Here is a 12070-nt window from a genome sequence, read left to right as displayed (position 1 = left end):
AACAAAGCGTGCGCTGCCCATATTAAATTCTAATATATCCTGTTGCTCTTTATTCGGATATATTCTATATTTATAGGATTTAGTTACGGTTTTCATCGTTTTTGTCTAATTCTGGTTTCATCATTTATTATAATTATGTTTTCACAGTATTTAACCCTTTGATTTAAGTATTAATCTGAAAATTCATCTAATGACTTATAGAAATCATAGTATTCTTTCAGAAATTAGATAAAAATATGAAAATGGATATACTTAAAATAGTATTTATATCCCTTCATTTAAATTTTGATGTTAAGTAAATTAAGGATAAATTCCTGCGGTAAAGCACATGTTCAAGGAAAAGAACGGTTAAAGCTCCAACCACAAATCCATTTGTAATAATTGGCTTGATTATAAGAGGTATTTCTGATGTTACTGAAAGAGGTAAAAAAGCAATAACTGTACCAAGAAGAAGGGGTAAGCCCACAATAATTCCATCATCAACACTTCTGAATGTTTTATTTTCCACTGAAAGCATCATTGCAGCCCCAATCTGTGCAGTCATTAAATATAATAAAATAACACCGATTACTGGAGACGGTATTGCTGTTAAAACTCCAAGAGCTGCTGGAGAGAAAGCAAGAATTAAAAGACCTGCTGCTGCAGGAATAAGGGTGAATCTGGATGCATTTTGTGTTGCAACAATTATACCGGGGCTTAAAGAATAATTAACAGGCCCAACAACTCCTAAAAGCCCTGCAAAAATGTTTCCTGCTCCAGTAATTGAAACCCCTTTTTTTACTCTTTTTTGAATATTACGGGCTTTAAGGAGAAATCCAACAGATTGCATTGAACTTATATCGTTTATGGCAAGTGCGAGGAAGCTTATCAAAAAAGAAATAACAAGACCTATATCTGGAATGGAAAGCGGGCCTAAAAAGCTTTGTGGAAGTCCAAAAATAACTAAATTAGAGTTAAAAGAATTATAAGTCTTAAATATTGCACAATAAGCTAAACTACCCGCAAATATGGCTATTAATGGTAGCAGTGATTTTAAAACGCCTCTTGTCAGGGTATGTGCTGTAAAAATGGTCAAAATAAACAGCATGACAAATAGGAAATTGTAATTTGGAGGGACTGTTCCTGCAGAACTTAAAAGGTTGATTATGGGAGGAATAAGGGTAAAGGCGATGAGCATCAAGATTACCATGATCACCCGGGATGTGAAAAGCTTTTCTGCATGTTTAATAAGACCGCTTAGAGCAAGAAGCATTAAGATTAAACCTCCTATGGCTATGGAAGAATTTATAGCTCCAAGACCATGATCAAGGCTTGTAAGTATTCCAACAAGAAGTACAGCTGCTGGTCCTATTACCAGTGGAAGTTTATGCCCCCAGAGTACCTGTATTAAGATTAAAAAGCCTGTAAGAAGAAATATTTTCTGTAAATAAGGAATAAAACTTCCATCACTTCCAAAAATTCCAAGTATGTTTCCAATGATTATAATGGATGGAATGGTAACTGCAAGCCACTGCAATCCAAAAAATATCATTTCAGTCTTTTTTGGCCGGTCATTTAACCCGTATTTAATGTACATATTATTCTCTAAGTGCTGATATTGATTGTTTTAGCTTTAATTCAGTTATAAATCGATAAATTATTTCTATTTAATCTAATACTTAAAAATTTCTTAATAGTATGGAAACTTAATTTAAAATTAAAATGAGAGAAATTTCTATCTTCTTACTATATTGTTAATCGTAATTGTTATAAATAGCAGCACTGGCCATATTTCAAGCCTGCCCATCCAGAAGTTTATGATGAAAACTATTTTAACAACCGCTGGAGAATCTGCTGTTATTATACCAGAGCTAAGTCCTACGTTACTTAAAGCTGATGCCACTTCAAATATGACTCTGGATATGTCAGGATAGTATATCAGGACTATAATCACGCTTATTATGTATACAATAAAGTAAGTAAATACGAATGCACCTGTTATCCTTAAAACATCCTCTGTAATGCTTAATTCAGTAACGTGATGGATTTTTTTGGCCATTACAGCTTTACCAGGTAATATGAATGATTTTATCTGCCATGATATTCCTTTTAAAAGCACACCAAATCGAAGCCACTTTATACCCCCACCAGTGGAAAGTGAACCTGCACCAATTATCATGATGATTGTAATGAGGAAAGTACCAAGACCAATCCATTTAACCAGTAAATCTGGATAAAACGCTGTTTGCAGGCCTGTAGTGGTTACAGCAGAAACCATCTGGAATAGAGCAAATCTGAAATTAAGCAGCAGATCGTTTCCATAGACCTGATTGTTATACAGTGCAAATGTCACAAGAATTGTGGATAAAATAATTAGAAAATAAGCTACTTTTGTTTCTATATCTTTGAAATACTCTTTCCAGTTCCCTTTAAGGACTGTGTAGTGCAAAGCGAAGTTTGTGGCACCAATCATCATCACAATCATGGCCGCTATTTCTACCCAGACGCTGTTGTAGAATAAAACGCTTGTATTATGCATTCCAAATCCGCCAGTAGAAAGTGCTGTAAATGCGTGGAAGATAGAATCGAATAGGGGCATTCCTGCAATTAAAAATAGAACTATTGCAATTACAGTAAATAAAAGGTATATATAAACTATAATCCTTGTAGAATGTTTTATACTTGGCCTTAAACGTTCTACTCTGCCTTCAGCAAAGTAAAGGCGCATTACATCAACACCTGTAGATCTTAAAAGGGCAAGAAGAAGGAATATGATGCCAAGACCACCGATCCATTGTGTAAAACCCCGCCAGAAGTGTATTGTATATGAAACAGCGTCCAGATTGGGAAACATGCTGAAACCTGTTGTTGTAAATCCAGACATGGCTTCAAAATAAGCGTTAAGATAAGATAATTCTCCTGCAAAATAGTAAGGTAAAGCACCCAATGCACACGCAATCAACCATATGGCAGTTGAAAAAATCATTGCACTTTTAAGCGTCATTTTTATTTCAGCTTTAAATAATTTAGCAAGTGAAAACCCAATTACAGCACTTATAACTGATGAATATAAAAATGGAGCTATATACCGCGGTTCATTGTATATAATGGCCACAATAATGGGGATGAGTATTGCAACAGCCAAAAGCATTAGCGTATTACCTGTAAAATGCAGTATAGTTTTTGCTTCTCTTCCACTCAACCTATGAATTCTTTGCATCGAATCACATCATGCTATACATATTTCTATAACCGCTTTATAGTGTTCTTTTTTCAAGAACTGAAAATTTAGTGGTCATTTTGAAAGTTTTTTGGGATTTAAATTAGTATTTACAATATTTAAACGGATTTGATGGGTTATTTTCAGTTTTTATAGCTGTGAGATATTTTAAATTTTTCACACCAATTCAAACGATATAACTAATGTTGTATATAAACTTTTACTTTTAGTGTTATCCATGGATTAGCTGGGGATTATTTGCCTATTTTAAATAATTTGCAAGTGCAATTGACACAATACCGGTATATGATTCAAGAAGGTGTTTCTGTTCATTTGTAATGTCGAAGTTGTATGCTGCAACTGCTAAAACACCTAATTTTAAGCCATGTGCACTTAAAGGTAGATAATACCATTTTGACGATGTTAAAGTATCAGTTCCATAACCTGCAGGTTTTTTATGCTCAAAAACCCAATTAACCACCCCTAAATCACGTCCATCAAAATGAACATTATCACCTCTTCGAGATACTATTTTTAAATTCTCATTATCATCAGGTAAAATAATTAAAACGTCATAATTGAATAAATCCCATATGTAATCAGTAATTCTATTTAAAAAATCATTTAAGTCTCTTGAAACCAATAAATCCTTACTGAAATCATAGAGAGATGCTATAAATTCTTCCCGCTGCCTTGTATATTCAACCTGTTTTTTAATTGTGTCTGCCAGGAAACTGGTTATTATACCAACAATAAACAACACGATAAAGGTTGGTATGAAACGTAAGTCTGCAACATGGAAAGTAAAATAGGGTGGAACGAAGAAAAAGTCAAAAAATAGCACTGCCATTACAGATGCTAAAATACCTCCTTTTTTCCCGGCAATCAGGCCGCTAAAAACTATGGGTATTATAAATATCATGGGAATATTAATCGCTTCTAAAAACGGCCATATTAAAAGGCTTACAATTAATGTAAGTCCCGTACTTAAAAGACTTACACTAAGAGGCCTCCAGTATGTGCTTAAGTCTAAATAGTCTTTTCTCTCTATTTGTGGGAGCATTTCTTCATTTTCACCGTCTTGACCTCCTTTAACTACAAGGACCTGGATGGGACTTCCTTTTCGAATGATTTCATTGACCACTGAACCCCTTATCCATGCTTCAATGCGGGATCTCTTTGAATGCCCAATAATAATTAAACTTATGTTTTTAGATCTGGCAAAAGAAATAATTTCTTGGACTATATCAACACCTGTCAATCTAAAAATTTTTCCTCCAAGCTCTTCAGCGAGCTTCAGATTTTTTTCAAGCTGTAAACTTTCTTCAGTTCCAGTTTTAATTTTGTAAGATGGTTCTACATAAACTGCAAGCCATTCCGCATTAAAATTATCAGCAAATCTATGTGCAAGGCGTATAAGGTTTTCTGAAGAAGCTCTTGAGTTTATACACGCCATTATTCTGGAACTGACATCCCAGGGACCCAGAATACCTTCTTTTTCAAGGCGCTTTTGCATATCGTAATCTACCCATCTGGTTGCATATCTAAGTATCAGTTCTCGAAGTGCCACTAAGTTTCGCTCTTTAAAGAATTTAAAGTTCCTAAAATGCCCAAACTTGGAAGTCATGGATTAAGACGTGCAATAAGGTTTAAAATATGGAATACATCATCTAAAGCTACTGATAAAGAAATTCTGATTGAATTTTCAATTCCTAAGGGCTGTTATGCCACCGCAGTTTTAAGGGAAATCATGAAAAATGAAGTTGTTTAAAGGATTTTTAATTACACCAGCCCCTAAAAAATTGAGTTTATCACTTTTGTTTTTAAAATGTGGCAGGATCCTAACTGGTCCTGCTAAGTTTTGTAAATTAAGTCAGCTTGGACTTATAAAGCTTTAAAAATGTTTTCTACAGGTTCAGCATATCGAATTTCAATCTTATTATAGAATGCAAATCCAATTTCGCTTAGATACCTTTCAACGGCCTTATGAGATGGTGCTTCCATGATATATAAAATTTCATGTTCTAATGGAGGATACACGGCAGTTATAACATTAATTCCATGTTTTTTAGCTACCTCTTCTCTTTTATTTACAAGTTCTTTGAGTTTCTTCAAGGTTTCCTCATTAAATAAATAACATGATTCTGCAGAATGAGTCATTTTTGCTATAAAAAGCGCCATAGGTTTTTCACTCCTTAAAATTTGTTGATTATTTATATATTTTTGTTGAAATTTATTATTTACTATTTAAAAAGTCAGATTTTCGATGATCATATTTGAAAATGATATATTAAAAACGTATAATTTTTAATAAAGACTGGAGTTATTAAGTCTCTGAGATGTATGAAATATAAGATTGTGATGGTGAAGGGAGAAACTATAGTGGAGGTCCCATAAATAAAGAGTAAAAGATCATCTGGACCAGGGAAACAAAGTCTTCATGACTGAAAATCTGCAAGAACAATAAGGGATGATCTAAATTTTGTAAGGTCTTTAGGAATTGAAATAGTGTCTCCTGGAAAATATAAAAATATAAAAATTCATAGGACAGCCCCACCTTAAAATAAAAAGAATTAAATAAAACAAATAAATTAGTAAATTCAAAAACCTATTACATGAGTCTTCTTGTGTCTGTAACTTCAACGTTGCTAACGCCTTTGACTTTTGCAAGGTTTTCTTCAACTTTCTCAGTTCCACCTTCAGCGTCGCCTACAATAACCATCACGTTGAGTGCTACAAGACCAAATGCAATTGGTTCTTCGTCTATTTTATGAAATTCCGCACCTTCAGGAATTGATGTTTTAATATCTTCTTTCATTTGCTCTAAGTCAACTTCAGGACTTTCTGGCATTAATTTTATTGTTGCTATTACTTCTCCCATATTATCACCCAGTTTTTAATGCTGAATAGTTAATCAATAACACAAAAAACAGTTTTTTATTTATAAAATCTTTTTAAAAAGTTTAAATTATTTAAGGGCCAGTAAATCCACATTTACATGTGTAAAGATGGCCAAATGTTCTACATTTCTGGCATCTGTAAATTATCTCTTCACATTCTGGGCACTGAAATTTCACACAGGTCTCTACAGGTGGTATTTCCTGTTTACATGATGTACATTCTATTTTCTCCATTTAATTACCTCCAAAAAATTTTCTATTTTTTGGCTTCGGAAAATCAGAGATTTTCCTCAACATGCAAAAACTTCGTTTTTGCTGTTCAGGAAATTTTCAATTTCCTTCAACTCCAATAAACGTGTATTTTGAACTTTTACCTTCAATTATAGAAATAGCTCTTTGCGGATATTTTCCATTAACAACATAACAGTCTAATCTGTATTTAAGTAAAAGTTCAGGTAAATTTTCATCAACTGATGTTTCACCAAAAGTTAGTAGTTTTTTAGCACTTATATTTTTTATAAGCTTTGCTCCATCAATGGATGGGTCAAAGTTATATATACCATCTACGTTTGTTACTATTAATATTTTGGTTTTTAAAAGCCATGCTATATAAACTGATATAGAATCTGAAGTTACCTTCCAGGAGTGCTCCAGCGGATCAAGATATGCCAACAATTTAGAGGGAAGCAGTACTGGAAGTTTCCCATCATTTAAAACTTTTACTGCATCTTCTAGTGAATAAACTGCTTCTGCACCATCTACTTTATCTGCTACAAGCATTCCCATAATATCCATACATAGAATAGCAGTTTTATGGGAAGCAGAATTTGAAAATTCCATATATTCATCATATTCTCTTATTTTATTTGCAAATTCTCCACCACCGCAGATTACAACAGCATTTTTACCAACAAGTGATTTACAAAATTTTACTGCATCTTCAGGGAATAAACTCCCTCCTAATTTAACTACCCATTCCATTTGACCACTTGAATTAGAATTATAGCAATTTCAATTCATTTGTTATTTTATCTATCTTTTCATCTTCATCAGGACCTATTCCAAGGCATGTTACAGTACCTTTTGGCAATTCTGTCCTTCCAGCATCCTGTACAAGATATGCTGGAATATCAGTGCTTTTAACAATTTCATAGACTTCATAAAGCTCACTTAAATCTTTAACCCTTACAACAACCTTTTTCTCACCTTCTAACTCCCATTTTCGAATTTTTTTTGGATCCGCTTTTTTGTAGGCACCTAAACTGGCGTGACATGCCTGGGCTGCCATTTTTCCCTTACCCATTTTAAGATCTGTTCTTATGACCATGACCTGTTTCATATTATTCACCATAATTCAAAATAAGTAGCAGGATTCTAATCATTTTATTATATTTTAATATTTTAATCAAATTAAAAATAAAAGATTTTCAGTATGTAAAAAATAAAAGAAAATGAAAATTAAATACTTACTGTACCTTGAAAGTGTTTATTATGGCATTAAAATTAGCCTGTTGTCCCTCAAAGGCATCAGGTAATGCTCCACAGAGAATTACATAAATATTACCGTTTTTTTCAAGCCATACAGCTTTTTCCTGTTTTTGGACGCCGTCAACATTAATGGTATGCGTATTCACATAAGCTGTGGTGCCGTCAACTGTTGCTGTGGTGTCAGAAATTGTTTTAAAGCTTGAATCCTGTGCAGCGAATTGTTGATAAGTTGAATCATAGATCTGTTTTAAGGTAGATCCTGCAGGCAATGCAGCCTTTTGAACCACAACAAGCGTGTTTACATTTCCTGTTGATTGATCAACTGAATTAGGATCTCCAAATGCCACAACAGCGTTTGGTGAACTTATTTGAGTAAGCTCCTGCCAGTTTTCAGGATAACTGAATGAAACCCCACTTCCAGAATATGTTTTTGTAGGTACAGTTGGTTGAGTTGAGGTCTGATTTTGGGTAACTGTACAACCAGATGCAAAAACTACTAAAGCTAAAATAGCTATTACAAATAATGCATATTTTTTCATTTTATTTCCCCTTTTAATTTAACAGTATTGTTATGGACTGAATAGCATATATATTTATTTACTGATCAAAAGACCAGTAAACACTGTACCGGACAAAAAAAGAGCATGTAAGTGTTTTTTTAGGATCTGTAGTCGCATCCTTACTTTCCAGTGATTCCAGAAGGCATTACATTGAACTACCATGACCTGAAGAGGTCAATGGATTCCTAATCCACCAACTGATTGTTGGTTTTACCAAAGGCAAGCCCCGTGGTTCCCACGGTTAGAATATTATATGCAGCGTTTATGTCCCTATCATGCTCTATATTGCATTTGGGGCATATCCATCTGCGAATATTCAAATCCAAAACTTCTGTAACATATCCACAATTACTGCAAGTTTTAGAAGTGTATTTCTCATCAACAACTCTAAAATGTTTATCATACCAATCAGACTTATATTGTAGTTGTCGCTTGAACTCAAACCAATGCTGATCTGCTGTAGTCTTTGCTAAATACTTATTTTTCAATCCCAACTGGCTGTTCACATTCCCAACATAGATTTCATCAAATTCATGTACTATTCGTGTTGTTGTTTTATGTAAAAAATCATTTATAATATCCTTTTTCTTCTGGTATAACTGGTTAAGCTTGGTTTTCACTTTCAGCCAATTACACCCATTCTTAACTCTTTTACTTAATATTTGATTATATCTCCTTATTTTGTTGTCAACCTCTTTTAAATAGATTTTACCTGTTTTAAAGCCATTACTAAATGTTGCTAAATCCTTCAATCCAAGATCAATACCCACTACTTGATTAGTCTTTTTCAAAGCCTTAACAGGACTATTTTTAACATTAAAACTTACAAAATATTGGTTAGAATTGTTTCTGCTGATAGTTGCAGTTAATATGTCTCCACGAACTTTTCTACTATATTTCATGGGGATTAATGATTTGATTTTGGGTAGTTTCAATTTCCCCTCCACTATTTTAGCGTTTAAGGTTCTGAATGATTGTACAGGGTTTTTACGGGATTTGAATTTCACCCATCCATGATTAGCTTTACCCATCATTTTATAGGCATTTATGAGGTCATCATATGCTTTTTGAAGGGCTGTGCTGTTAGCTTCTTTTAAAAATGGATGATGCTTCTTTAAATCATTTAATATGTTATTGAACAGTTTTCTGTTTGCATATACTGGTTTTAAACCATATTCCCCTGCCTGTTTTCTATATAGTTCATACATGACTTTAACATGGTTGAAAACAAAGCGTGCACTGCCCATATTAAATTCTAATATACTCTGTTGCTCTTTATTCGGATATATTCTATATTTATAGGATTTAGTCACAGTTTTCATCGTTTTTGTCTAATTCTGGTTTCATTATTTATTATAATTATGTTTTCACAGTATTTAACCCTTTGATTTAAGTATTAATCTGAAAATTCATCTAATGACTTAAAAGAAGTCATAGTATTCTTTCAGAAATTAGATAAAGACACAGGGTTATTAATTATAAAGGTTTACTATATATTTTATTACAATGACATATGAATTCATTCCAGTTTCACTGATTGTTATAATTGTGTATTTAATAACGCATGTGCTTTATAAAGAGAATGTAACCACTAAAGCAGTGCACATGAAAATATGGAACATTATAATATTAATAAACTGTATAATCCTGATTACATTATCTTTCATCTTTACAGTTATTATAGAATACAGTATTAGCACTCCTTTAGCTTCCACAGTACTTTTCTGGCATGTTGAATTCGGATTAGCACTGGTTCCAGTATCATTGATTCACATATATTTCTACAGAAAATCCTTCAGGAAAATTACCTTAAGAGGCGTATAATGAAAAAAATAGTTATACTCATGATTATAACCGCCTCTTTAATTCCTGCAGCTGCTTATGCTCAGGATAACCCGGAGCCTTCATTGGGATTAGCTGAAGGTTACACCCCTGATTACAATATTTTACCAATTACACTGACCCTGCTTATGTTTTATCTTATAACTTATCTTCTATATGACAATAAAAACATTAAAAGGCGCACTTTTAAACAGATATGGAGTTTGGTGTTAGTTGGTAGCTTTTTGTTTGTGGGGGCGAGTGGAATAACACTATCAATACTGGCAGATTTTAATCTTGTGCTCCCCTTTGATTTCAATCTACTCTTCTGGCATGTTGAATCAGGCATAATATTTGCGGTTACAACGATTTTCCACATCCATATTCACTGGAAAGATTTCAAAAAATAGTCAAATCCACTTAAAAGTAATGGCCCATCTCAAACCAGTTTTTTTTCTATTTTACCTTTATTTTCAGCCCTGATTAATCTAATCGCCTCTTCAGCATCTGCATAGGTTACAGCAGTTCTCCCATAACTTTGTGCAATTTCTTCTGACTTCTGGTTGATTTTTTCAAACTCTTCTTTAAGCCCTGCTATTAAAAGAAGAACATCGATTCGGGATATTTGCGGGTTTTTTGAGGCACTCTGTTTTTTTAACATTTCTTTTGTTTTTATTGCGCTTTCTGCAAGCCTAACTGCAAATATGTATTCTTTGACTTTTGATTTGTGCTCCAACTGATTAGTTGTAATCTTCCTATTCATCAAGCCACCCCATAACACAATATCAATATATTGCTCTACTGTTATATTTACATATCTTAGTATATATTCATTGCTGTAATGCTTTAAGAAAAAAGATAAGTATATATTCAAAAACATATTTTATAATGTCACGAGAGTCAGAGGAAACTAACAAATTCGAGAAAAACTGGATTAAAGCAGAGAAAATCATGGTTAGAGGCATGATAACCAAAGAAGCCGCAGATTTCCTGGAAAATGAGGCATTTAAAGATTTTGGAATGATGAAAAAAGGAGCTATAGGAATGGAACTCACCAAATTAATTTTAATTGCACGTGATTGCCTGGAAAAAAAGGAGAAACAGAAACATAAACTTTAACCAAAAAACATGTTTTTCTCCAAAACCAGGACAGTTCTTTATTCCATAATTTCAAAACTTCCCATGTTGTACATCAATGTTTTATGCAGTAAATTGCATGCTATAACCGATGCAATTATTGATGAACTTACAATCATCCACATAATAATGATTTGAATTGTTGCTGCATACAATGGATCCATCCCTCCAAGCAAAAGTCCCACCATAGCACCAGGTATAAATATAATTCCTGTTGTCTGTAGGTTGTTTAACTGAGGAATTGTTGCAGAATTTATAGATTTTTTAATAAAAGGTTTTGAAGCCTGCTTGTCTGTAGCTCCAAGTGATAGATATCCATGTAAAATGTTTTCATTTGATTTAAATTCATTTAAAAGCCCTTTTAAGCTTAATGAAATTCCATTTGTAGTGTTTCCCACAATAATTCCTATAAATGGTATTATAAATACAGGCTCAGGTTCAATTATGCCTGAAAGATTGAGGATAAGTAATGAGATTGTGGACACAATAAGCAAAGATAGAGATGTATGTGTAAAAATTTTATATTTCACAGCCCTTTTTCCATTCTTTTTTATCTTCAAATTTTTTGAAATAACAGCTGATGCTACAGCAATCATCACAAAAACCATTAAAAAACTGAATATAATATCAAGATTAAATACAATATCCACAACAAATCCAAGAAGTATAAGCTGAATAAATGCTGCTGCTCCAGCTAATATCAATTCCTTTTCAAATTCAAGTTCCTCTTTTTTAACTACAATCAAAGCTAAAATTAAAAATGAGATTGAAAAAAGGATTGCAAATATATCTATTCCAAACATATTTTCAAATTTTATGTTATGACATATAAACCTGGCTATACAAATTAGATAATGGCAAGTTCTCCTGCGGAAGTGATTTTAAGCTCATCCTGTGCAATAAAGCCCATTTCTCTTAATTCTCTTATGTGGTTGTAGGTCATTCCTCTGCTTATTCCTACTTTT

15 protein-coding genes and 1 pseudogene are annotated in these 12070 nt (G+C 33.0%); 4 read left to right on the top strand and 12 right to left on the bottom strand.

Annotated elements, in window-relative coordinates:
• Positions 1-274 precede the first annotated feature (274 nt).
• The 3 genes from PQ963_09975 to PQ963_09965 form a co-directional block, all read right to left on the bottom strand.
• Positions 275-1576 (bottom strand): solute carrier family 23 protein, encoded by a 1302-nt coding sequence (locus PQ963_09975; GenBank protein ID MEN4029985.1) that lies wholly within the window; start codon positions 1574-1576, stop codon positions 275-277.
• Between the two features lie 138 nt (positions 1577-1714).
• Positions 1715-3199 carry a TrkH family potassium uptake protein gene (locus PQ963_09970; protein ID MEN4029984.1) on the bottom strand — a complete coding sequence of 495 codons (1485 nt, stop codon included), beginning with the start codon at positions 3197-3199 and terminating at the stop codon, positions 1715-1717.
• A gap of 262 nt (positions 3200-3461) precedes the next feature.
• Positions 3462-4769 (bottom strand): DUF4118 domain-containing protein, encoded by a 1308-nt coding sequence (locus PQ963_09965; protein MEN4029983.1) that lies wholly within the window; start codon positions 4767-4769, stop codon positions 3462-3464.
• Between the two features lie 6 nt (positions 4770-4775).
• Here PQ963_09965 and truD point away from each other — a divergent pair.
• Positions 4776-4970 (top strand): annotated as a pseudogene (gene truD, locus PQ963_09960) (tRNA pseudouridine(13) synthase TruD).
• A 113-nt stretch (positions 4971-5083) separates the two neighbouring features.
• On the opposite strand, the gene PQ963_09955 reads toward truD, so the two are convergent.
• From PQ963_09955 to PQ963_09925, 7 genes are all read right to left on the bottom strand, one after another.
• Positions 5084-5380 (bottom strand): hypothetical protein, encoded by a 297-nt coding sequence (locus PQ963_09955; GenBank protein MEN4029982.1) that lies wholly within the window; start codon positions 5378-5380, stop codon positions 5084-5086.
• 430 nt (positions 5381-5810) lie between these two features.
• Complete coding sequence (locus PQ963_09950) at positions 5811-6080, bottom strand: elongation factor 1-beta (protein MEN4029981.1); 270 nt, start codon at positions 6078-6080, stop codon at positions 5811-5813.
• A gap of 91 nt (positions 6081-6171) precedes the next feature.
• The gene (locus PQ963_09945) at positions 6172-6333 is read right to left on the bottom strand and encodes a zinc finger domain-containing protein (protein MEN4029980.1); all 162 of its coding nucleotides are present in this window, start codon (positions 6331-6333) and stop codon (positions 6172-6174) included.
• Positions 6334-6429: 96 nt separating this feature from the next.
• Complete coding sequence (locus PQ963_09940) at positions 6430-7080, bottom strand: delta 1-pyrroline-5-carboxylate synthetase (protein MEN4029979.1); 651 nt, start codon at positions 7078-7080, stop codon at positions 6430-6432.
• 19 nt (positions 7081-7099) lie between these two features.
• A complete protein-coding gene (pth2, locus tag PQ963_09935; GenBank protein ID MEN4029978.1) occupies positions 7100-7438 on the bottom strand; it encodes an aminoacyl-tRNA hydrolase in 339 nt (112 codons plus the stop codon).
• Between the two features lie 127 nt (positions 7439-7565).
• On the bottom strand, positions 7566-8126 hold the full coding sequence (locus tag PQ963_09930; protein MEN4029977.1) for a PsbP-related protein: 561 nt from the start codon (positions 8124-8126) through the stop codon (positions 7566-7568).
• Between the two features lie 206 nt (positions 8127-8332).
• On the bottom strand, positions 8333-9469 hold the full coding sequence (locus tag PQ963_09925; GenBank protein ID MEN4029976.1) for an RNA-guided endonuclease TnpB family protein: 1137 nt from the start codon (positions 9467-9469) through the stop codon (positions 8333-8335).
• 283 nt (positions 9470-9752) lie between these two features.
• Between PQ963_09925 and PQ963_09920 the strand changes: the two genes are divergently transcribed.
• Both PQ963_09920 and PQ963_09915 read left to right on the top strand, forming a co-directional pair.
• Positions 9753-9971 (top strand): hypothetical protein, encoded by a 219-nt coding sequence (locus PQ963_09920; GenBank protein ID MEN4029975.1) that lies wholly within the window; start codon positions 9753-9755, stop codon positions 9969-9971.
• The gene (locus tag PQ963_09915) at positions 9971-10378 is read left to right on the top strand and encodes a hypothetical protein (protein ID MEN4029974.1); all 408 of its coding nucleotides are present in this window, start codon (positions 9971-9973) and stop codon (positions 10376-10378) included. The genes PQ963_09920 and PQ963_09915 overlap by 1 nt, the downstream gene beginning before the upstream one ends.
• A gap of 29 nt (positions 10379-10407) precedes the next feature.
• Here the strand turns inward: PQ963_09915 and PQ963_09910 are convergent, their stop codons facing one another.
• Positions 10408-10731, bottom strand: a complete 324-nt coding sequence (locus tag PQ963_09910) for a hypothetical protein (GenBank protein MEN4029973.1) — start codon at positions 10729-10731, stop codon at positions 10408-10410.
• A 125-nt stretch (positions 10732-10856) separates the two neighbouring features.
• Here PQ963_09910 and PQ963_09905 point away from each other — a divergent pair, with 125 nt between their 5' ends.
• On the top strand, positions 10857-11087 hold the full coding sequence (locus PQ963_09905) for a hypothetical protein (GenBank protein ID MEN4029972.1): 231 nt from the start codon (positions 10857-10859) through the stop codon (positions 11085-11087).
• 38 nt (positions 11088-11125) lie between these two features.
• On the opposite strand, the gene fetB is transcribed toward PQ963_09905, so the two are convergent.
• On the bottom strand, positions 11126-11908 hold the full coding sequence (fetB, locus tag PQ963_09900; GenBank protein MEN4029971.1) for an iron export ABC transporter permease subunit FetB: 783 nt from the start codon (positions 11906-11908) through the stop codon (positions 11126-11128).
• Positions 11909-12070 lie beyond the last annotated feature (162 nt).

Source organism: Methanobacterium sp., from assembly GCA_039666455.1.
GTDB lineage: Archaea > Methanobacteriota > Methanobacteria > Methanobacteriales > Methanobacteriaceae > Methanobacterium_D.
The sequence above is the reverse complement of the archived record's forward strand: the minus strand, read 5'-3'. Positions and strand labels throughout refer to the sequence as shown.